Annotated in this window: 14 protein-coding genes; 7 read left to right on the forward strand and 7 right to left on the reverse strand. The window is 49.1% G+C overall.

Annotated features, from left to right (window positions below):
- The first annotated feature begins 77 nt into the window (after positions 1-77).
- The 3 genes from guaA to QP938_04645 all read left to right on the forward strand — a co-directional run bounded on the left by guaA (position 78) and on the right by QP938_04645 (position 6,180).
- Complete coding sequence (guaA, locus tag QP938_04635) at positions 78-1,655, forward strand: glutamine-hydrolyzing GMP synthase (protein WIO75199.1); 1,578 nt, start codon at positions 78-80, stop codon at positions 1,653-1,655.
- A 578-nt stretch (positions 1,656-2,233) separates the two neighbouring features.
- Positions 2,234-3,796 carry an arylsulfatase gene (locus QP938_04640; protein WIO75200.1) on the forward strand — a complete coding sequence of 521 codons (1,563 nt, stop codon included), beginning with the start codon at positions 2,234-2,236 and terminating at the stop codon, positions 3,794-3,796.
- A gap of 113 nt (positions 3,797-3,909) precedes the next feature.
- Entirely contained in the window at positions 3,910-6,180 is a 2,271-nt protein-coding gene (locus QP938_04645; GenBank protein WIO75201.1) for a multiheme c-type cytochrome, read from the forward strand.
- A gap of 66 nt (positions 6,181-6,246) precedes the next feature.
- Here QP938_04645 and QP938_04650 read toward each other — a convergent pair whose 3' ends face one another.
- The 5 genes from QP938_04650 to QP938_04670 form a co-directional block, all read right to left on the reverse strand.
- Positions 6,247-7,824, reverse strand: coding sequence for a phospholipase D family protein (locus tag QP938_04650; GenBank protein WIO75202.1), 1,578 nt, complete (start codon positions 7,822-7,824; stop codon positions 6,247-6,249).
- A gap of 146 nt (positions 7,825-7,970) precedes the next feature.
- A complete protein-coding gene (locus QP938_04655) occupies positions 7,971-8,774 on the reverse strand; it encodes a YbaY family lipoprotein (GenBank protein WIO75203.1) in 804 nt (267 codons plus the stop codon).
- 206 nt (positions 8,775-8,980) lie between these two features.
- The gene (locus QP938_04660; protein ID WIO75204.1) at positions 8,981-10,096 is read right to left on the reverse strand and encodes a PepSY-associated TM helix domain-containing protein; all 1,116 of its coding nucleotides are present in this window, start codon (positions 10,094-10,096) and stop codon (positions 8,981-8,983) included.
- 69 nt (positions 10,097-10,165) lie between these two features.
- The gene (locus QP938_04665) at positions 10,166-10,804 is read right to left on the reverse strand and encodes a TonB-dependent receptor (protein WIO75617.1); all 639 of its coding nucleotides are present in this window, start codon (positions 10,802-10,804) and stop codon (positions 10,166-10,168) included.
- 63 nt (positions 10,805-10,867) lie between these two features.
- Positions 10,868-12,292: a TonB-dependent receptor plug domain-containing protein gene (locus QP938_04670; GenBank protein ID WIO75205.1), complete on the reverse strand. Its 1,425-nt coding sequence runs from the start codon at positions 12,290-12,292 to the stop codon at positions 10,868-10,870.
- Positions 12,293-12,478: 186 nt separating this feature from the next.
- Between QP938_04670 and QP938_04675 the strand changes: the two genes are divergently transcribed.
- Positions 12,479-12,724: a hypothetical protein gene (locus QP938_04675; GenBank protein WIO75206.1), complete on the forward strand. Its 246-nt coding sequence runs from the start codon at positions 12,479-12,481 to the stop codon at positions 12,722-12,724.
- Positions 12,725-12,793: 69 nt separating this feature from the next.
- Here the strand turns inward: QP938_04675 and QP938_04680 are convergent, their stop codons facing one another.
- The gene (locus tag QP938_04680) at positions 12,794-15,277 is read right to left on the reverse strand and encodes a TonB-dependent receptor (GenBank protein WIO75207.1); all 2,484 of its coding nucleotides are present in this window, start codon (positions 15,275-15,277) and stop codon (positions 12,794-12,796) included.
- Between the two features lie 149 nt (positions 15,278-15,426).
- Here QP938_04680 and tadA point away from each other — a divergent pair, with 149 nt between their 5' ends.
- Complete coding sequence (gene tadA, locus QP938_04685) at positions 15,427-15,867, forward strand: tRNA adenosine(34) deaminase TadA (GenBank protein WIO75618.1); 441 nt, start codon at positions 15,427-15,429, stop codon at positions 15,865-15,867.
- Positions 15,868-15,876: 9 nt separating this feature from the next.
- Here the strand turns inward: tadA and mltF are convergent, their stop codons facing one another.
- On the reverse strand, positions 15,877-17,358 hold the full coding sequence (mltF, locus tag QP938_04690; GenBank protein ID WIO75208.1) for a membrane-bound lytic murein transglycosylase MltF: 1,482 nt from the start codon (positions 17,356-17,358) through the stop codon (positions 15,877-15,879).
- 225 nt (positions 17,359-17,583) lie between these two features.
- On the opposite strand from mltF, the gene purL reads away from it, so the two are divergent.
- The gene (gene purL, locus QP938_04695) at positions 17,584-21,453 is read left to right on the forward strand and encodes a phosphoribosylformylglycinamidine synthase (protein ID WIO75209.1); all 3,870 of its coding nucleotides are present in this window, start codon (positions 17,584-17,586) and stop codon (positions 21,451-21,453) included.
- A 141-nt stretch (positions 21,454-21,594) separates the two neighbouring features.
- Positions 21,595-22,539 carry a diguanylate cyclase gene (locus QP938_04700; GenBank protein WIO75210.1) on the forward strand — a complete coding sequence of 315 codons (945 nt, stop codon included), beginning with the start codon at positions 21,595-21,597 and terminating at the stop codon, positions 22,537-22,539.
- Positions 22,540-22,552 lie beyond the last annotated feature (13 nt).

The raw sequence follows: 22,552 nt of genomic DNA on the forward strand, positions 1-22,552 counted from the left end.
GCGACCCGACTTTAAGAGCACCTCTCGTTGATGAAACAAATGAGCTAGTCCGCAGCTCGCTCTATCAGGACCCAACAATGACCAACATTCACGACCAGAAAATCCTTATCCTCGATTTTGGTTCCCAGTACACCCAGCTGATTGCCCGTCGCATTCGTGAAGCTGGTGTTTTTTCGGAAATTCGCGCTTGGGATATTACCGAGGAAGAAATTCGCGAGTTCAACCCTAAAGGGATCATTTTGTCCGGTGGTCCTGAGTCGGTACATGCCGTTGACTCGCCGCGTGCTCCGGCTTGTGTGTTTGAAATGGGCTTGCCAGTGTTGGGTATCTGTTACGGCATGCAAACCATGGCTGAGCAGTTTGGTGGCAAAGTACACAGCTCTGATGTGCATGAATTTGGCTACGCCCAGGTGAAGCTGGTTGGCGAGAGCCGCCTGTTCCGAGATATCAAGGATCATGTTGACCACGACAGCGGTGCATCGCTGCTGGATGTGTGGATGAGCCACGGTGATAAAGTGGTTGAGATGCCACAGGGTTTTACCCTGGTTGCTTCAACTGACAGCTGCCCGATTGCCGCTATTGCCAACGAAGAAAAGCAGTTCTACGGCATTCAGTTCCACCCCGAGGTGACCCACACCCTGCAAGGCCAGCGCATGTTTGAACACTTTGCGATGGGAATCTGTGGGTGTGAAGCACTATGGACCCCGGCTAACATTATCGAAGACGCCATCGCCACCGTACGTGAGCAAGTGGGCACCGACAAAGTGTTGTTGGGTCTGTCTGGTGGTGTGGACTCCTCCGTTGTGGCGGCACTGCTGCACAAAGCTATCGGTGACCAGCTGACCTGTGTGTTTGTGGACAACGGCTTGCTGCGCAAAAACGAAGGCGATCAGGTAATGGACATGTTCGCCAAAAACATGGGTGTGCATGTGATTCGCGCCGACGCCGAAGAGCTGTTCCTGGGCAAACTGGCGGGTGAATCCGATCCCGAGAAAAAACGCAAAATTATTGGTAATACCTTTATCGATGTATTCGACGCCGAAGCCACCAAACTCAAAGATGTGAACTGGCTGGCCCAAGGCACCATCTATCCGGATGTGATTGAGTCTGCTGCGTCCAAAACCGGTAAGGCGCATGTCATTAAATCCCACCACAATGTGGGTGGTTTGCCAGAAGATATGCAGTTCAAACTGGTGGAACCACTGCGCGAATTGTTCAAGGATGAAGTACGTAAAATCGGTCTTGAACTGGGTCTGCCATACGACATGGTTTATCGCCACCCGTTCCCGGGTCCCGGTCTGGGCGTTCGTATTCTCGGCGAAGTGAAAAAAGAGTACGCCGACCTGCTGCGTGAAGCCGATGCGATCTTTATTGAAGAGCTCTACAAGCATGATCTCTACCACAAAACCAGCCAGGCATTTACCGTCTTCCTGCCGGTTAAGTCCGTGGGCGTAGTAGGGGATGCACGTCGTTACGAATACGTTGTAGCGCTGCGCGCTGTGGAAACCATCGACTTTATGACCGCACGTTGGGCACACCTGCCGTATGAGTTTATCGAGAAAGTCTCTAACCGTATTATCAACGAGATTTCCGGTATTTCACGTGTCACCTACGACGTGTCGAGCAAGCCACCGGCCACTATTGAGTGGGAGTGATTTAATCGCCAGAGTGGCGGCTAATATCCACTACCTAACTTTTAAAAGCCCAGCGTAAAAGCTGGGCTTTTTCGTTTTAGCCTGATAGTAATTTCCCCCCCTTGCCAGATGTTTATCGTTCTGTGGCAAACCAAATTTCTTTAGTGCTCCAGCAAAACCGAAGCCATGTGAAAGACGAAAAGCGAAGGCGACAATCCAAGGCCAGCGTGAGGGTGACGAACTTGGATACCAGTTAGATAGCCCAGGCTTTGATTTTAGAGACTTGGTTGTCAGCGTAACCTCGACCTTATATTTGCAAAGTGAGGTTTGGAGGATCAATTCTGGACAAAATTCGTAGCATAGACTTCACTTTAGCCTACCGGTTTGATGGTGGAGTATGAATTTCACTTTGAAAGTTAAGTGCGGTTTCAGGTTTTTCGTAGAAAATTCAAAGATGTCGTAGCATCAAGAAATTGAACAATTGTGTCTTTTAGCCTTTGAATAAGAAATTGTTATAACTTTTGATAATAAAAAACTCTTTAGAAATAAAATTGTGAGCTGTTAAGGGAATAGATGGTGGCATGTTAAGGAGTTATGTAATGGGTTTTCTCAAGTTAAAGCAGTTTTCAAAAAGTAGTTCTCTATCTTTGTTTTTATCACTTTTACTCGTTGTGTCGCTTGAGGTGTCTGCACAAGAGGAAAAGCCCAATATTCTGGTGATTTGGGGTGATGACGTCGGAATGTGGAATATTAGTGCTTATCATCGTGGAATGATGGGCGGCACCACACCAAATATTGACCGGATTGCCAATGATGGAATGATTTTTATGGATCACTATGCCCAGGCGTCCTGCACAGCTGGTCGGGCAGCATTTCTGTTGGGGCAGTATCCAATGCGTACTGGCTTAAGTACCGTGGGTTTGCCTGGAGCCAAAGAAGGTATTCAAAAATCGGATCCTTCACTGGCAACGATGCTTAAGGCTCAGGGTTATGTGACCGGTCAATTTGGTAAAAATCATTTAGGTGATCGTGACGAACATCTTCCAACGAATCACGGCTTTGATGAATTCTATGGGATTTTATATCACTTGAATGCTGGTGAATATCCGGAGCAATATGACTATCCGAAGGATGCAAGTGTCCAGGAGAAGTATGGCCTGAAAATGCGTGGAGTAATCCACTCTAAAGTCATGGCCGATGGTAAGCAGGATATCAAGGATTTAGGCCCCTTTGGTCAGGAGCGCCAGCGTAATCTGGATCAGGAGGTATTGGAGCAATCGGTGCGATTTATCACCGATGCAGTCAAGGCAGGTAAGCCTTTTTTTGTGTGGCATAACACCACGAGGATGCACTACCGCACAAACCTTTCCAGTGAATACGAGGGTGCGACAGGCTATGGCGTATACGCTGATGGAATGAAGGAGCTGGATGATGATGTCGGTGAGTTACTGGACCTTCTCGAAAAACTCGGTGTAGCCAACAATACTATCGTTATGTTTTCTACGGATAATGGTGCGGCGTCGAATTCATGGCCTGATGGAGGGAATCAACCATTCCATGGTGAAAAAGGTGTCGGTGGTTGGGAAGGTGGGTTTCGTGTTCCTGTGTTGGTCAAATGGGATGGGCGTATTCCCGCAGGTGTCACAACCGGAGAGTTCATGACAATGGAGGACTGGATGCCAACAATCATGTCCTGGTTGGGGCAAAAGGATCTCAAGGAAAACTTATTAAAAGGCACTAGAATCGGCGGCTCCAAATACAAAGTTCACCTCGATGGATACGATCAAAGTGATTTGCTCCTCAATCATGGAAAAACCAAACGCAAGGATTTCTATTATTTCACCGAGACAGTCTTTCATGGTATGCGCCACGGTGATTGGAAATTCCTGTTCATAAAGCAGCACGAATGGTTTCGTGCAACGCAGTTGGCACTAACCACGCCGTTTATAATTAATTTGAAACTTGATCCATTCGAACGGTTTATCGAGGCTCGTGGATATGACGAATGGACAGAGAACCGTAGCTGGTTGCTTGGTCCCGCGGGTGAGCAGATAGCAAAGTTTGTCGAAAGCTTTAAAGAATTTCCGCCAAGTCAGGAGAGTATGTCGGCACAGGTTGGGGATCTTAGTAAGGTGATCAATTCACAGGCGAAGAGCAGATAGATTCCTTGAATTTATGATCGATCAGACGAGAACGGGAAAAGGCTTGAGGAAATTCACCGCTCAGGCCTTTTTTATACTTTACTACTAATAAATGATTTCTTTCAGACAGATTAATGAAATTACAAAATATAATATTTACTGAAATTATAATAATCTCTCTCCTCTTTATTGTTGGCTGTGACAGGCAGGCTGATCAAGAGGGAAGTGAGAGTGACTTAGTCATTCAATTACCTGATTCCGATAATGTTAGCGTTCAATCACCGACACTTACTGAAAAATATGTGGGGAGCTCTCAATGCACCTCTTGCCATCAGCAGGAAATGCAGGATTGGCAGGGTTCGCACCACGATCTGGCTATGCAACATGTCAGTGACAAGACGGTACTGGGGGATTTTAACAATGCTAGTTTTGATTATTTTGGTACGGTTTCGAAATTTTATAAGCAGGAAGGCAGGTATTTTGTCGAGACAGATGGGCCTGACGGTAAACTGACACAATACCCAATTGCCTATACGTTTGGCGTATATCCTCTTCAGCAATACCTGATCGAATTCCCTGGTGGAAGATTGCAGGCGCTTAATATTGTCTGGGATTCGCGTACCTCGCAAGAGGGAGGGCAGCGATGGTATCACCTGTATCCAAATGAGCAGATCAAGCACGATGATGAACTGCACTGGACAGGAATTAATCAAAACTGGAATTACATGTGTGCAGATTGTCATTCCACTAATTTACAAAAAAACTACATAGCCAAAGAGCAGGAGTACAAGACGAGCTGGTCTGAAATTGATGTCGCCTGTGAAGCTTGTCATGGGCCGGGATCGCAGCATGTAAAGTGGGCTGGTGACGGAAAGGGAGGCGAAGTTCCCAACAAGGGGTTTGCTTATGCCCTGGATGAACGTCGTGGGATAGCTTGGGCAATGGATTCGGCAACGGGTATAGCCAAGCGTAGTAAAGAGAAAGTCAGTGATACAGAAATAGAGGTTTGTGCCAGGTGCCACTCCCGGCGAGGAACTGCTTTTCCAAATACACATCCTGGGGATTCATTTCTGGATGGTTTTCATCCCAGCCTGCTAACAGATCCTCTTTATTATCCTGATGGTCAAATAAGAGACGAAGTTTATGTTTACGGCTCTTTTTTACAGAGCAAAATGTATCATGCCGGTGTTAGTTGTTCCGACTGCCATCAACCACACAGCCTGAAATTGCGCGCAGAAGGGAATTCCCTTTGTGGACAGTGCCATCTGCCAGCGAAATATGAATCCGCATCCCACCATCTTCACGATGAGGCTACACAAGGTTCTCTCTGTGTAAACTGCCACATGCCAAGTAAAACCTATATGGGAGTAGATGAGCGACGCGATCACAGCTTTCGAATCCCTCGGCCTGATCTTTCTAAGGCTTTGGGAGTACCAAATGCCTGTACTCAGTGCCACAGTGACAGAACGGACAAATGGGCAGAGGATGCGATTAGCAAAGTGCATGGCAAAGCTGATCCTAATCATTATGCTGTTATTCTTGCACTGGCTCGTCAGGGAGAGCCGGAGGTGGGAACCTTACTGGCGAAGTTGATACTTGACGATGCGCAACCAGCAATTGTAAGGGCAACCGCTGTAACACTTTTCCCGCCGTACCTTTCCAACGAGACTGCTCAGATACTCCAGATTGTGTCGCAAAGTGACGAACCTTTATTGGGACTGGCTTTGGCAACAATCGCTGACAGGATACCTTCACAGTATCGCCCCGCATTCTCAGTTCCTCTCCTGTACGATAACAACAGGGTGACCAGGAGTCTGGCTGCAAACACCCTGAGTGGGATATCCCTGGAGATGTTTCCAAAGGAAGTTCAGGAAAACTACAAAGCCTCCATCGAAGAATTTGTTATTTCCTCGGAATTTAATGCGGACAGGCCTGAGCATTTGACCAATTTAGCTGATCATTACACTCGTATAGGCTCATTTCAGGAAGCAAAAAATTATTACCAGCGAGCCATCCAAGTGGCACCTTTTTATACACCTGCCCATATCAACTATTCGGATTACTACCGGCGTATAGGAGATGAAAAAAAGGCTCAGCAAGTGTTGAATGATGCTCTGTCTGATGTGCGAGGCAAGGCCTCAATCTATCACAGCTTGGGGTTGTCTTATGTTCGTCAAAAGCAGATGGGAACCGCTTTGGAGTATCTTCAACAGGCGGCCGATGCCGAAGATGCTGTAGCCAGGTATAGCTACGTATATGCGATCGCGTTAAATTCAGAGGGCAGGCGGGCGGATGCACTTTCGGTGCTTGAGCAAGCTTTGTCCAGATACGGCAATGACCGGGAAATACTATCCGCACTGATTTCAATTCAAAAAGAGGCTGGGAGAAGTTCTCAGTTAGATTAGTAATTGCCCACAATATGTCAGGTGGTAGACCTATGTTTCACATTCCAGATGGCGGTGATAGTGTTTTCAAAGCTGTGATTCTATAGGGAGTAATTTCAATAGCCACGAGAGAAATCTCTGCCAACCAGTTGTTTGAGGTTCTAAATTTAGTTTCTCCGGTTCCCCATTCGTATTCGTAAGCCAATACAGTTTGTCATTTTCATCCAGTTTTACTTGGTAACTGCTGGCTCGTGAAAAGCCGGACGCCATATAATCCTTGAGTTGTTTGGTTAGTTCTTTATTCTCAATGTATATTCCAAGCTCTGTGTTGATATTTGCTGAGCGTGGATCAAGATTAAAACTTCCGATAAATACAGAATCATCATCAAATGCAAAGGCCTTTGTGTGGAGCGAAGCTTTTGATTTTCCGTAAGTGATAATGGCTACTTTTCCGGAATCGCTGTCACCATCCGTCTTTAGCTCGAACAGTTCAATACCTTTTTCAAGTAATTGTTCCCTGAATTTGGCATAACCTGCATGCGCTGCTAGAACATCGTTGGTTGAAAGGGAGTTGGTAAGAATCTTTATGGTCACTCCCCGTTTCGCTAACTTAATAAGTTGCTCTACCCCCGCATCATTGGGAACAAAGTAAGCTGACTCAATATGCAGTGATGTTTTGATGGATGGGAGTTTATTAATAAGCCTATTCTTGATGCCTAAGGTGTCACTTGTAGAGTTGAGCAATTTGTCAGGATTGTCGTGTACCACTAGTCCTTTACCCCAAACAAAATTGTCACGGATTTCTCCTAATTGTGACTTGGCTAAGTCGATATTTTCTTCCAGAGGGTAAGGATATGGTGTGCTGCTTATAGTTTTTCTCAATTCGCTAACCTTAGCTTTCAGGTCTTCAATAGAATATTTTTTTTCAACCAGGTTTTCTATTGGTACTGCCCACTGGCCATTCCAGAAACTGTCGAATGTGCCTGAGACTTCAGGCACTATGGGGCCTACAGCGCAAACATCCAGGTCCCGGAAGTTGGCGTGCTCGTCCACATTGAAATAGTGATCGCCGATGTTGCGCCCACCGACAATTGCCACGGTATTGTCCATTACCAGAATTTTGTTATGCATTCGATGATTAACCCTGTCGAAATCAACAATGAAATCCCAGAGGTGGGAGTTACGTCCTGAGAAAGGGTTAAATATCCGGATCTCTATATTTTGATGGGCACTGAGTGAAGCAAGTGCAGAATCCCTTCCGATATTATTATTGTCATCAATCAGAATTCTCACTCTAACTCCGCGATCCGCTGCGCGTACCAGCCGCTCCGCCAAAATTCTACCTGTCGCATCGGATGCCCAAATGTAATACTGAAGGTCGAGGGATCGTGTTGCTTGATCTATCAGTGTTAGCCGGGCAGTGAATGAGTTTTGTCCATCTCGTAATAGTGTAAATCCGGACATCCCGGGGTTTTTTTCTATAACTGGTTCGAGAAATTCTGCGGTTGAAGTTGATTTGTGATCAGTTATTGCGTGACTTTTTGGCTTATTCATAAGTGATGTGTCGGGGAGTGACGAGCAGCCTGCAAAGCTTAATAAGAGAGCGCTACTCAATATCCAATGTGGTTTGAGGTACCCATGAACCTGGAGCTGGAAATTAGACATCGAAACACTCCCAATTGAACTTTCCAAAATATTTCAGAGTAAATCCAATTTCCTGAAACCCTGACGAGAAGGGTAATCTGTCATCAAAACCCATCGCCAGATACGTTGTTGATTAAAGTTGCCAATTATTTAAAAAGAGATAAGCGTTAAAAATATACCGCCTTGAATTTCAATACAGGTTCATCGCCCTCGAATAGGGTCAATGTATCTCCTTCAATCCGATAGACGCTGACCGACTGCAACAATTTTAGATATTTCGCCTCTGTATCCATGCCTTCAACACAGGCTTTTCGAGTTGCCATCAATGGGCTGAATGAGAGCGTCTCTCCGTCTGTCTTGTAGCTGCCGGAAAAAGTATTGCATCCACCATGACCTGTTGCGATATTGTTGTCGATCTTCAACAGGAGGTGGGGTTCGCGTTGCGAACTGGAGTGGGTGTAGGTTTCATTACCTATGGCGGATAACTTCCAATAGGTATTTGTTAGTTCTGATGCAGGTTTCGACGGTGCAGGTTTGACGCCAACCAACATCAGGTCGACATGCTTGCCGGCTCCCTGTGTGAGTACTTTATATGCCCGGTCGGTAGTCATCTGCAGTTGTTCTCCGCGGCGTATTGTCGCTCGCACTTGATATGACATTCGTGGATTTATGTTTTTCGGATCAAATTCCAGGCTAAACGCGATGGGCGGGGTCCCCGGTTCGGTAATAACCTTCCTGCCTATTTCCACCGCAGGAGCATCAGCTCTGGAGACATCTTCAAGCTTGACCTCAATAACCGCGTCCGGCTTGAGCAGTATGCGCTCACGATAGCTAATAGTACCGGTGATCTGCTCCATTACGGATGCCTGTTCCTTTGGTGTCGTATCCTGGTTGTCTGGTGCCTGTCTGGTATCACAGCCAATTAGAAACAGCAGTAGAGTGACTAAGGTCAGATGGCAAGTTTTATTCATTGTATAAATCCTACGTGCATAACTAAGAAATTCGAGGCCAGATTAATGGCTTTAGCTGGGAGATGCTTTCTGGCTAGGTCGTTATTGCCGAGATACCCGCATCGTACATTGCTTTCATTGTAGACGTTTATTTGGGTGCTCACAGTAATACCTATTCCGATACTGAAAGGATTGTTTTGTTATTGAAGCATATACAGATGTCAGCTTCAGATATCGCAAGCCACTAATATCTTTTGTTTTTTTGCTTTGGCTCGCGCCCGCTGTTTGCGACGTTTAAACCAGAGCGTCACGCCAGTAATGGTAAGGATTAGCGGCGCAGCTCCCAGTAATGCCCAGACAATTTTTGAGAAGAACCCGGCAAAATCTCCAAAATGTAAACGTCTGTAGGTGTCGATAATCTTTGCACCTGCTCCCGCTTCGCGTATGTCGTAGTTGGCAAGTTGCTCACCTGTATTCTTATCAAAGCTAACGGTGCTGGAGTATTGGCTGGAGAGAATGTTGCCAGTCGGTACATCCCCCCACACTGTAATATTGGCCTGCGGCTCCCGGGGTAGGGAAATATAGGTGGGGGTAAAACCATCAATTGCAGACTCTGCATTTGTGAGCATTGTGTCCAGAGAGAGGCTGGAATTGTAGAGGCGCTCCTGCATTACAGGGTGCTCTGATCCATCAGCGTGTTCTTCCCACTCGTGAAGGAAACTGGAGATATTCCACCACAGGCCGGTAAACGCAAGAATTATCAAAATCGGCGAGCTGATAACACCCACTAATTTATGCAGGTCGGAAAAATATACTACCAGGCGGCTTCTCCATCGCAGTGTGAAGAAATTCTTCCAGAACTTTCGGTGCAGGATTAATCCGGTTATTCCCAATATTAACAATGCGATGGCAAAAAGACTGGTGATTAACAGCCCGCTATCGTGAAGTAAGAATGTGTAGTGAAGCTCCAGCAGCCAATCGGTAAGGTAGTGATCGTGTGGCATTGGGGCTGATAACAGCGTGCCGTTGTATGGGTTGAGGTGCAGGTAAGACCACTCATCGGTGCCTTTTTCCATGGCATACACAACATCGGCACGGCCCTCGTCCTGAAACAGAACCCATCCCACAATTTCAAAATCCGGATGATGGTGATTGATTGTCGCGGCCAGCTGGTCCATCGAAGCCCTTTCTGAAGATGGTGTCACTCGCACTTTATCTGCCATCAAAAGAGTATCAATTTCGTGTTTGAAAACCAGGATACTGCCCGTAACACAGATAACCAGTAGTGGAATAAAGGCTAATATTGCTGCCCAGCTATGAATTTTGAAAAGCGATTTATTCACCGCAAACCTCAACAAAAAAGTAAAGGGAGCACAAGTGCTCCCGTGTAATACAAACTGTGTAAGTGGTTATTAAAAACGCCAGTTAGCCGACAGGTTGTAGTTGCGTGGTGCGGCGTACCAGGCTTGCTCGTATTTCACCGAGCTGAAGTACTTTTCATCGGTCAGGTTATCGATATTCAGTTCCAGGGAGATGTTGTCAGTGATGTCGTAGCTGGCATAACTGCCAAGCACCACATAGCTCTCTTGGCTGATGCGACCAAAACTTGATACAAAATAGATATCATCTTGCCAGCGAGCCGACATTCCAAACTTTAATTTGGAGAGGGTAGATGGATTCCAGGTTGCCAGTAGCTTGACAGTATTTCTTGGAATAAAAGTACGTGCGTCGTTGCCGTCGGGGTCCTTCATATCGAGATGGGTAATACCCGCCTGTACTTTCACTTCGTCGCTAATGTATCCGGAAATCTCTAGCTCAACCCCTTCAGATTCAACATTAATTCCCCTGTAAATCGCATAGGTGAAGTCGTCGCTGTAGTCATCATCATCAATACCGTCGCCGTCAGTACGTTCCTTGAACTCTTGGAGATTGGATTGCTGGGTGCGGAAAAACGCCAGGCTCGCCAATACATTATTGGCGAATGATTTTTTAAGGCCTATTTCATAGGACTTTCCTTCGGCAGATCCCAGTGACTGCAGATTTTCTCCCAGTACATATTGGGGTTGGTAAATGTCGCTGTAACTGGCGTATGCGTTCAGTCCATCGATAATTTCCTAGGTCACTCCCATATAGGGGCTGCTGCCATTCACTGTAGCATCGGTGGATAAACCATAGCTGACTCCTTCATTCTCGTACTGAACGGAATTTACCCCCAGGATCAGGTTCACCTGATCGGACAGGGCTAGTCTTACGGATCCGTAAATACGATCGAGGTTTATATCCTCGTGGGCGGACATGTAAGGTTCATCCCAGCTGGGGCGAGCCACCTCACTGCCAGTCCAGCCTGGAAATGCCGGCATAGCAGTAAATCCATCGAGCGCGGAATGGGCAAATGATTCTGAATCGCTTTTTGCAGAGCTGATGCCCAGTTGGAGTTCATGTTGCAACCCCCACGCATAGAAGCTCCCCTTCAGGCTGGCGTCCAGGATCAGGTTTTCCTTTTCTACATCATATTTGCCGGGGTAACTGAGCATACCCAGACCTGTTTCAGGGTCGAGGCCGGTATTCCAATAGACATAAAAGAGTTCAGAGTTTTCGGTGTAATCGGTTTGGGTGGCACTGGCAGTGAGGTGCCAGTCGCCATTAATCTGCCAGCCCAGCTCTATAAAAGTTTCTTCGGCTTCGGTGTTCCAGTAACTCCAATCCATGGCGGAGGTGGTAGATACATCGTAATCGGCCTGAGTGCCGTCGCTGTAAATTACCGGTAAGGCCCCCCACAAAACACCGTCGCTGTTGTTGTTCTGGTGGGTGTAGCTAACAGCCAAGGTGAGGTTATTGCTGATTTGGCCATCCACCATGAGATAGGCAATCTGGCGATCATTACTGTAGAGGTCCAGCCAGCTCTCCTTGTCCTGGTTGACGCCTACTAGGCGAGCGGCCCAGCTACCGGATTCGGTAAGGGGAGTGGATATATCAATCACTGCTCGGCGGTTATTCCAATCGCCTGCGGTAAATTTTGTTGAGCCGGTGAGCTCATTGGTGGGGCGTTTGCGTGCGTAATTGATGGTTCCGGATGGGTTCCCTAGGCCGGTTATCAGGCCGTTTGAACCTCGTATCACTTCTACTCTGTCATAAATGGCAGTGTCGATATCGCCCACCAGCAGGGTGCCGAAAGGCATGCCAATCCCATCAATATGCATGCTGGTGATATCAAAGCCCCTGGCGTTGTAATAAGTGCGATCTGTCTCAGCCGAGTCCACATTTATCCCGGCGACCATTTTCAGAAGGCTATTGATATCGACAAGAGCGAAGTCGTTAATGGTTTCAGAATCAACAATGGTAAGGGATTGAGGGGTTTCGTAAACGCTCAGGTCCAGACCAGTGGCTCCCTTGCTCTTACGATCCTGACGAATATCTGTAATTACCATTTCTTCAATACTGCTGGATGAGTTGGGCTCATTGGCATAGGTGAATGGTGTCGCCAGCATGGCAGCGGTGGAGATCAGTAGCTTGGCATCAATGCACGGTGTTTTTTTCATTTCTGTTTCCTCTGAAGGTATCGGGCTGTGAGGAATGCTAACAAAGTAAAATGCAAATAGGAATCATTATCATTAATATTTGCATTTATTGCTGGGGGGTATGCATGTTCATTTGGGATATCGGGATGGTGGGGCGCGTAAATGTCTATACTTTGTGCAAATAAGTGATAACCATGCGGGGTGTTTATGCGTTTAATTTTCTTACTGATCGCACTGATGCTGGTGGGTACACTGATTTCCAGATACCTGAATCAGACAATGGATAGCGGTGTGGTTACTACACCAACTCCCATGGAGCGAGCCGGTGGGGTTGAGGAGAGTACAGGCTCAAGCAGTCAGCCAGTGTTTACTGGATCAATGGAGAAGGCTCGTGGTGTGGAGGATACATTGAAGGCGGCAACGGAGCGTCGAAAGGAAGAGGCGGATAAATAAAGCCAGGATTTTTTAAGTATAAAAAAACGGGCACCAAATTTTTGGTGCCCGTTTTTTGTTTTTGATTAACTAGAATTTAACGTTGGCTCTCAGGTAATACTCCCTACCCGCCAGTGAGAAGGGCACTGTGGCCCAGCCGTAGCGGAATCCAAGTTCAGGGAATGGGAAACCGTTGGCGCCCCAATCTTCCGGGTAAGTATTAAACAGGTTAAGAACGCCTGCTGACAGTTTTACCTTCTCAGTAAGATTCCAGATACCGGTTAAATCCACGAGGTTTTCTGCATCCCAGGTGTTGGGCAGTGAGCCATAACCGGAGCTGCTGACCTCACCAAAGTGGGTTATGCGAAGGGTAGAGGACCATCTGTCGGCATTGTAAGTGGCAGAGACGGTTCCCCGCTCTCCGGGTTGGCCATCAGTAAGTAGCAGTTTCAGACTTTCGTTAAACACCACGCTGTCCGGAACGATTGAAGACGAGGTGTTTACTCCGGTTACTTTGGTGTTGTTGAAGTGCAATGTTGCTTCCAGTGTCAGGCTGTTACCGCTGTTGAGGTAAAGGTTCCAGGAGTTCACCCAGTCCATGCCGGTTGTTTCAGTATCGATGGCATTGGTGAAAATCGATACGTTAGCAACGCCGTCCAAAAGCTGCCCAGGGGCATCATTGGCATCAAAGATAGCGTCGACAGCAGCGTTTAATCCTCGAGAGATATTGCCGGAGTAAACGATTCGATCCTCAATGTCGATTCGATACACATCCAGTGTGCTGGTCCAGGTGTCACCGGTGTAGGTGATACCCATACTGTAGTTATCCGAGGTCTCTTCTTTCAGTTTGGTGAAGCCAAAGTCACCTGCAAGGGAAGAGTCCGGCCGCAAGGTTACCAGGTCAGCTAACACTCCGTTATCCAGTGAAATGGAGCGCTGGGTAAAGTGTTTTTGTTGAACCCCGGGAGCTCGGAAGCCCGTTGAAACCGCACCGCGAACAGCTACTTGTGGGCTCAGCTCATAACGGCCGCTGATTTTTCCGTTGGTGGTTGAACCAAAGTCCGAATAGTGCTCGTATCGAACCGCTGCACCCATGGTAAATCGATCGGTAAAGGTGCTCTCAACATCGACATAGAATGCCCAGCTGTCCCGGTCGGTATCAATCACCATGTCAGGGCTATAACCCTGGAATCCCTGCATGCCGGGAACGGTTGTACCGTTCACGATTTCACCGTCAACCAGGTATTCGCAGGTTAACGGGTTTTTGCCAGGGTCAGTTGAGTTTTCAAAATTTTCATCACACAAAACCGGTCCGCGGTTGTAGGAGACCGGATCGCCGGCTTCCTGTTCATAACCGTCTTCCCGGTATTCAACACCCATAGCCAGTGTTGTTCCGAGGTTGATGTCCAGAGAGCGAACGGCGTCAAAATTGAAAGTGGTCTGGTGGGTAATCAGGGCACCGTCATAGGCCATTGTCGGGCTGTCGACGCCATAACTTGCGTTTAATGAATTGGTGTTTCTGAATTCAAAGCGGTTTTCACCCCAGATGTAACTAATATCCATATTCCATTCACCGGAGACGAAGCTGTACCCAAAGCCAAGGGACTCATCCTCGGTCTCGGTACCAAGTCCCGGGGTAACCCCGGCCGGAAATAGATCGGACCAGACGCGACTGTCACTTGGGCCACGGTAGAACCCCAGTGATTCACCTTCTTTCTTGGTGTATCCACCAAAAGCGTAGAATTCGCCATCACCTACAGGTGCCTTGAAGTTAGCCCACAGGGAGTCACTGCTGGTTTCTGCTTCCCCATGCAAAACCAGCTGCCTGACGGTCGGGCTGTCACCAAACCAGTCAGTGGGATTGGCCCGGTTAAATCCATCATCATCGACATATTCATAGGTGATATTCAAGGTCGCATCGTTGTCGAACAAGAACCCGTAATTAATACCAGCGGTAATGGTATCGCCGTCACCTTTACTGGTTTCTCCGTATTGAATCCAGGCATCACCACCTTCAGTATCTTTCAGGATGATGTTCATCACCCCGGCAATTGCATCGGAGCCGTATTGGGCTGCCGCCCCGTCGCGCAGGATTTCTACTCGAGCGATGGCCGATAATGGAATAGCACTTAAATCAGTGCCCGCAGATCCACGTCCGACGTTTTCCTGTACGGCAATCAATGCCTGCTGGTGGCGCCGCTTACCATTAACAAGCACCAGCGTTTGGTCCGGAGCCATGCTTCTCAGGGTGGCGGGACGCATCAGGTCCTGGCCGTCTGCTGTCGGTGGGTTGCTCAGGTTAAAAGAGGGAGCCAGCTTGCGCAGCATATCTACAGTATCTGTCGCTCCAGAGCTTTGAATGGTGTTTTCCGAGATTACATCAACCGGCACAAGGCTTTCGGCAACGGTACGACCCTTGGCACGTGTGCCGACCGAAACAACTTCGTCGATGATTTCATTTTTTTTCTTTGCAGTATTTTCTTCCGCAAAAACCTGAGTTGAGGCAGTGAACGACAGCGAGGTTATAATCGCTATCGAGAGTGGGTTCCGCAAAGGCAAAGTTTTGTAACTCATAGTGGTATCCTTATAAGTGATCAAACTCAAACGCGGGCTGGTGGCACTCAAAATCACCCAGCCGATAACAGGGTTATCGTTTTCAGCATAGCAGTGGATTTGGAATTGTGACAGAAACGTTATCTATCGATGCGGATCATGAAATCTTTATGCAGAGGGCTCTGGAGCTGGCTGCGGAGGCCGAAAAAGAGGGCGAGGTGCCGGTTGGGGCTGTGTTAGTTAAGGATGGCCAGATAATCGGTGAGGGCTGGAATCGGCCGATTGTCAGCCACGACCCTACCGCACACGCTGAGGTGGTGGCGATGCGTAATGCTGCTGAACTGGGTCAGAACTACCGTCTGACCGGCAGTACCATGTATGTCACCATTGAACCATGCACCATGTGTGTGGGTGCCATGATTCATGCCAGGGTGGCACATGTTATTTTTGGTGCAATAGAACCCAGGGCCGGTGCTGTCTGTTCTCACTTGAAGCTATTGGAAAACGATCACTACAACCATCGCATCAGCTGGCAGGGCGGAGTGATGGCAGAGCAATGTCGGGAAATTATTTCCGGTTTTTTTCGTAAGAAGCGCAACGCGCAAAAGTGATATTCACCGTCAGAGCGACAGTGGTGCAATCCATTCCAATGGGTCTTGATCAAACGCTTCCTGTTGTTTTTTCTGGCGATCCAGTTCCAATGTGCGCCATTGCAGAATATCCCGATAGTGGCGAATATTCTGAACATATGAAGCCGCTTCACGACCACGGGCAAATCGGTATTTAAGTGTGCTGTAGTACTTTTTCTGTTCCAACAATGGCAGGTGCTCTTGTACATCATTCCAGAGATCCGGATCTTTGCCTTCACGCTCGGTCAGTACTCGCGCATCCTCCAGGTGTCCAAAACCAATGTTGTAAGCAGCCAGTGCCAGCCAGGTTCGATCTGGCTCGGAAATTCGTTCGGGGATGCGATCGCGAGTTTTCAGGAAGTACTGTGCTCCCGCCCACAAGCTTTGCTCAGGGTTCAACCGGTCAGTAATGCCCATCTCATCGGCAGTGGGCAGGGTCAACATCATTAATCCACGTACCCCGGTAGGGGATTTGGCGCGAGCGTTCCAATGGGATTCCTGATAGGCAATCGCTGCCAATAAGTGCCAATCCATATTGAAAGTGTCCGCCACCTCGCGAAACATTGGCTCATATTTTGGTAAACGGGTTTCTACACGACTCATAAAAAGCTGTGATCCGGCAACACTGAATTCATCCACATGATCAAAAAACTGACGCTTCAGTCGTTCCAGTTCACCGCTGTTTTCCATCCGTTCCAGATAGTCATTGGCGGCATCCAGCAAGCTGGTATCGCCATTTCTTGGGAATGCCCAAGCCACCGGTTGCTCGCCGGAGATATCAAATGCGGGGCGTGCCTTTGGGTAAATGCCTCGATTCACCAGATAGGCCAGGGAGTCGACTACTGAATATTCGGCGCTGCCAGAGTGAACCATCTCCATCAGCTCCAGCATATCGGCAGCGGGGTAGGGTTCCCAATTCAGGGATGGGTTGCTTTCTTTAAGCTCCATCATGCGCTCACTGTGGGCGCTGTGGTCAATTACCAGAAGGCGGCCATCGGGGTTTAGTTCATCCAGGCTGCGGGGACGGCCTGTGCCCAGCTGGTAGAGAAGCGTTTGGCTGGTGGTGACAAAGGGCTGGCTGAACCTGGCGATTTGTTGGCGCCTGGGGGTGACAGTCAGCCCGGCTGCGGCAAAATCACCGTTAGGCCCGCCAAGTGAAATATTGACGCCGTTAAGAGTGTCGCGCAGAGTAACATCCAGCTCTACGCCGAGCTCCTCGGCAAATCCTTTGGCGAGAAGATACTCGAATCCAGTGTAACCCTTGGCGTTTTCATAGTAAGTGATAGGGCCGGCAGTGGTTATCATTCTTAGCGCGCCGCGCTCTTTGATAATTTCCAGCCTGGACATTGGCTGGCTGCTTTTCAGGAGGCTACTGGCGAAAATTAACGGTGGGAGTATCACCAGAATGTGAACAGCCCGCTTCAAAGAAGCTCGTCGTCGCTGTTGTTGCTGTCGGCGCAGGGCTGTTGGCATAAAGAGAGTGTAGTTAATTTATAAGTAATTGGTTGACTCTCATGGTGTTGAGAGTGGCAGCGTAGAGTAGCAAAAAAACAAAACTGTGGCAGTCCCGACCAATTTTTGTCTATCTTGAGTTGAAAACTGCCAAATGCCACTTGTTTCCGGTACAATTGCCGCCTTTCTTATACCCTGAATGCAAGGGCCCTGGCCCTACTGACACTCCTACTGAGAGACCATCGAATGCTGATCCTCCGTGGCGCCCCGGCACTGTCCGATTTCCGCAAACAAAAACTCCTCGCCAACCTGACTGAACAGGTGGCCGAAGTCACTTCAGTCTACGCTGACTTTATTCACTTCGCTGAGGTGGATGGTGAGCTGTCGGCTACACAGCTCGACACCCTGAACGCGTTGCTGACCTACGGCCCCAAAACCACCGGCGAGTCGCCTGATGGAGAGCTGTTTCTGGTTGTGCCGCGTCCCGGCACTATTTCACCATGGTCCTCAAAAGCGACTGATATCGCCCATAACGCCGGCCTGAGTAATGTGCTGCGCCTGGAGCGCGGTATTGCCTATTACGTTAAAACCGACGGTCCGGTAGATCGCGACGAACTGGCGGCGCTTCTGCACGATCGCATGGTGGAAGCGGTATTTGGCAGTTTGGAAGCCGGTGAGAAACTGTTCCGCCACGAAACCCCCAAGCCGATGGAGTCAGTTGATGTGCTCGGCGGCGGTCGTCCTGCGCTGGAGAAGGCCAATGTCGAGTTAGGTCTGGCATTGGCAGAAGACGAAATTGATTATCTGGTGGAGAGCTTCATTAATCTGCAGCGCAACCCCACCGACGTTGAACTGATGATGTTTGCGCAGGCCAACTCAGAGCACTGCCGCCACAAAATCTTTAACGCTTCCTGGACACTGGACGGCGAAGAGATGCCGCGCTCGCTGTTCAAGATGATCAAAAATACTTACGAACAGGGCGGTGAAAATGTGCTGTCGGCCTACGCCGACAACGCGTCTGTAATCGTTGGTACCAAGGCCGGTCGTTTCTACCCTGATCCGCAAACCAAGCAGTACGGTTTCAGCCACGAAGACATTCACATTCTGATGAAGGTGGAAACTCACAACCACCCGACTGCGATCGCTCCATTCCCGGGAGCCGGTACCGGCTCTGGTGGTGAAATTCGCGACGAAGGTGCGGTAGGCCGTGGCTCCAAACCAAAAGTTGGCTTGACCGGCTTCACTGTTTCCAATTTACAGATTCCCGGCCACGTTCAGCCTTGGGAAAAAGATTACGGCAAACCAAACCGCATTGTGACTGCACTCGATATCATGATCGAAGGCCCAATTGGTGGTGCGGCATTTAACAACGAGTTTGGTCGTCCCAATATCTGCGGCTATTTCCGTACCTTTGAAGAAGACTTTAGTGGCGAGCGTCGCGGCTACCACAAGCCCATCATGCTTGCTGGTGGATACGGAAACATTCGCGCCGAACACGTTGATCAGCACGAGTTCAGTGCTGGCCACAAACTGATTGTGCTGGGTGGCCCGGCGATGTTGATCGGCCTCGGTGGCGGTGCGGCGTCCTCAATGACCTCCGGTACCTCCAGTGAAGACCTGGACTTTGCCTCGGTACAGCGCCAAAACCCGGAAATCGAGCGCCGCTGTCAGGAAGTGATCGACAGCTGCTGGCAGCTCGGAAGTGAAAACCCCATAGCGTTTATTCACGACGTGGGCGCAGGCGGTCTGTCCAATGCATTCCCTGAGCTGGCCAAAGATGGTGGCTGCGGAGCGGTATTTGAACTGCGCAATGTGCCCAATGATGAGCCGGGTATGTCTCCGCGCGAGATCTGGTGTAACGAGTCCCAAGAGCGCTATGTAATGGCGGTTGCGCCGGAAAACCTGGCCAAGTTTGAAGCTATCTGTGAGCGTGAGCGCTGCCCGTTTGCGGTAGTGGGTGAAGCCACCGATGAACAGCATCTGCGCCTCGGCGACAAGCACTTTGAAAACAACCCGGTCGATCTGCCAATGGAAGTGCTGTTTGGCAAGCCGCCGAAAATGCACCGTACTGCAGAAAAGCGTGAGTACGATGCAAAACCGTTTGAAACCAAGAATATCGATATCGCTGATGCTGTGGAGCGGGTACTGCGCCTGCCCACAGTGGCTTCGAAAAACTTCCTGATTACCATCGGCGACCGCTCGGTTACCGGCATGGTGGCCCGCGACCAGATGGTTGGTCCCTGGCAGGTGCCGGTAGCGGACTGTGCGGTAACTACTGCCGCTTACGACACCTTCGCTGGCGAAGCGATGTCGATGGGTGAGAGAACTCCTGCAGCACTCCTGGATGGTCCTGCTTCCGGTCGTATGGCGATTGGTGAGTCGATTACCAACATTGCCGCTGCACGTATCGCCAAGCTGGCTGACATTAAACTGTCCGCCAACTGGATGTGTGCCGCTGGTCACCCGGGCGAGGACGAAAAACTTTACCGCACCGTGGAAGCGGTCGGTATGGAGCTGTGCCCGCAATTGGGTATAACTATTCCGGTGGGTAAGGACTCAATGTCCATGCGCACCGCCTGGAACGAAACCGGCGAAGACAAGGCCGTTACTGCACCGTTGTCATTGGTTATCACTGCGTTTGCACCGGTAACCGACGCTCGTAAAACCGCGACGCCGCAGTTGCGCACAGACAAAGGTGACAGCGAGCTGCTGCTGATTGACCTCGGCAATGGCAAGAACCGTATGGGTGCTTCCTGTCTGGCCCAGGTCTACAACCAGATCGGTAATGAAACCCCGGATGTGGACGATGCCGGTCAGCTGAAAGCATTCTTCGAGCAAATTCAGGCTCTGCTGGAAACCGGTAAGCTGCTGGCTTACCACGACCGCGCTGACGGCGGCTTGCTCACCACCGTGGTAGAGATGGCGTTTGCTGGCCACTGCGGTGTTGACCTGAATGTAGAAAACCTGATTAATGGCAGCGATCTGGCGTCTGCGCTGTTCTCAGAAGAGTTGGGTGCCGTATTGCAGGTATCTGCAGCCGATTCCGCCACTATCCGTAAGCAATTGACCGATGCCGGCCTGATGGCTCACAGCATCGGCACCATTAACGACCTGGATCAGGTGCGCATCTTTGAAGGCGATGTGCTGCACTACAGTCATCAGCGCGTTCACCTGCAACAAGCCTGGTCTGAAACCAGCTTCCGCATTCAGGCGCTGCGTGACAACGCCGACTGCGCCCAGTCCGAATTCGATGCGATTGCCGCCAAGGATCCTGGTTTGTCAGTAAAACTGACCTACAACCCGCAGGAAGACATCGCCGCTGACCTGATTGCCTCGGGCAACCGCCCTAAAGTGGCTATTCTGCGTGAGCAGGGTGTTAACGGTCATGTGGAAATGGCCGCCGCCTTTACCAAGGCTGGCTTTACCGCTGTAGATGTTCACATGAGTGACGTTCTGGCCGGGCGAGTTAACTTTAACGAGTTCAAGGGCCTGGTAGCCTGTGGTGGCTTCTCCTACGGTGACGTATTGGGCGCTGGTGAAGGCTGGGCCAAGTCAATCCTGTTTAACCCTGCTGCTCGCGAAGCATTCCGCGAATTCTTCCACCGCGAAGATACTTTCAGCCTGGGTATCTGTAATGGCTGTCAGATGATGTCCAACCTGAAAGAGCTGATTCCGGGTACCGAGCACTGGCCGCACTTCGTTCGTAACCAGTCAGAGCAATTTGAAGCGCGCTTCTCGCTGGTTACCGTGCCAGAGTCTCCATCCATTCTGTTTGAAGGAATGGCGGGGTCGCACATGCCAGTTGCTGTGGCGCACGGTGAAGGTCGCGCTGAATTTGGCAATGAGCAAGCATTAAGTCAGTGTGACAGTAGTGGCTTGGTTTCTTTGCGCTTTGTTGACAACAACCTTGAGACTACTGAGCGGTATCCGGCCAACCCCAACGGTTCGCCAGCCGGTATTACTGGAGTCACAAGCCGCGACGGCCGTGTCACCATCATGATGCCGCATCCGGAGCGTATTTTCCGCACCGTCAGCAATTCCTGGAGTCCGGACGATATGGGCGAGGACTCTGCCTGGATGCGAATGTTCCGCAACGCCCGACGATTTGTAGGGTAGTGTGAAAAAAGGGGGCTTAGCCCCCTTTTTTATTAGGTAAATATCAGATTGCATGTTAAAAATCTGAGGCATTGGTATGATTTTTGTTGATAATGCTATAAGTTGTTGAATAATAAGTAACAAACTCTGGACCGGATGCCGATGCTGTCAAACTACAGCGTAACAACAAATAATTTACAGAATGCCAAAGTCCTGATCGTAGATGACCAGCCGATTAATCTGGAAATCATGATTGGTATGATTGGTGATCTCTATCAAACCTTCACAGCTACCAGTGGTGAGCAAGCCATGGAGCTGGTTGCAGAAATTAATCCCGATTTAATTCTGATGGATGTCATGCTGGAAGGCATTGATGGTATAGAAACCTGCCGACGCTTAAAGGCAAATGAACATTCTGCCGATATACCTATCATGTTTATCACTTCGATCGAAAGGCCGGAAGAAGAGGATCTATGTTGGCGTGCGGGGGCAGTCGATTTTCTGAATAAACCCGTCAGTGTTTCGACCTTACTAAATAGAATAAAAGCCCAGTTAACCCTAAAGTGGCAGAATGATCTACTGCGCAAACTGGCTTGCATGGATGGTTTGACCGGTGTTTACAATCGCCGCTATTTCGATATGCAACTGGAAGTCTTTGAGCGTCAGTTTCAGCGGGAGGGTGAGCCGCTGAGTGTGCTGATTATCGATATAGATCACTTCAAACGTTACAACGATACCCACGGTCACCTGGAAGGTGATGATTGCCTGAAGCGCGTTGCGGAATTACTTTCTAATCAGGCCAAACGGCCAGTGGACGTATTCTGTCGCTATGGCGGAGAAGAGTTTGTGGTGTTAATGCCTAAAACGCCATCTAAAGGAGCCGTGCGAGTTGCAGAGCGAATGCTTTCGGTAATTCGGGACAGCAAAGAGTTTGCTGAGCCAATATCAATCAGTATTGGTGTCAGTAGCTGCTATGAAGAGAATGACCCAATCAAACAGATGCTTCATAGAGCAGATCAAGCTCTGTATCAGGCTAAAAAAGAAGGCCGTGATCAATACGCTATTTATCATGCTGAGCCTTGTGAAAAGATCACTGTGACGGATTAGGTTCAAGTAATTA

The sequence above is a fragment of the Porticoccaceae bacterium LTM1 genome (assembly GCA_030252795.1).
Classification (GTDB): domain Bacteria; phylum Pseudomonadota; class Gammaproteobacteria; order Pseudomonadales; family Porticoccaceae; genus SCSIO-12696.

What these genes read in the sequence shown, in the direction of transcription:
- guaA (WIO75199.1), top strand. Translation starts at nt 78, where the DNA reads ATGACCAACATTCACGACCAGAAAATCCTTATCCTCGATTTTGGTTCC.
- QP938_04640 (WIO75200.1), top strand. Translation starts at nt 2,234, where the DNA reads ATGGGTTTTCTCAAGTTAAAGCAGTTTTCAAAAAGTAGTTCTCTATCT.
- QP938_04645 (WIO75201.1), top strand. Translation starts at nt 3,910, where the DNA reads ATGAAATTACAAAATATAATATTTACTGAAATTATAATAATCTCTCTC.
- QP938_04650 (WIO75202.1), bottom strand. Translation starts at nt 7,824, where the DNA reads ATGTCTAATTTCCAGCTCCAGGTTCATGGGTACCTCAAACCACATTGG.
- QP938_04655 (WIO75203.1), bottom strand. Translation starts at nt 8,774, where the DNA reads ATGAATAAAACTTGCCATCTGACCTTAGTCACTCTACTGCTGTTTCTA.
- QP938_04670 (WIO75205.1), bottom strand. Translation starts at nt 12,292, where the DNA reads ATGAAAAAAACACCGTGCATTGATGCCAAGCTACTGATCTCCACCGCT.
- QP938_04675 (WIO75206.1), top strand. Translation starts at nt 12,479, where the DNA reads ATGCGTTTAATTTTCTTACTGATCGCACTGATGCTGGTGGGTACACTG.
- QP938_04680 (WIO75207.1), bottom strand. Translation starts at nt 15,277, where the DNA reads ATGAGTTACAAAACTTTGCCTTTGCGGAACCCACTCTCGATAGCGATT.
- tadA (WIO75618.1), top strand. Translation starts at nt 15,427, where the DNA reads ATGCAGAGGGCTCTGGAGCTGGCTGCGGAGGCCGAAAAAGAGGGCGAG.
- mltF (WIO75208.1), bottom strand. Translation starts at nt 17,358, where the DNA reads ATGCCAACAGCCCTGCGCCGACAGCAACAACAGCGACGACGAGCTTCT.
- purL (WIO75209.1), top strand. Translation starts at nt 17,584, where the DNA reads ATGCTGATCCTCCGTGGCGCCCCGGCACTGTCCGATTTCCGCAAACAA.
- QP938_04700 (WIO75210.1), top strand. Translation starts at nt 21,595, where the DNA reads ATGCTGTCAAACTACAGCGTAACAACAAATAATTTACAGAATGCCAAA.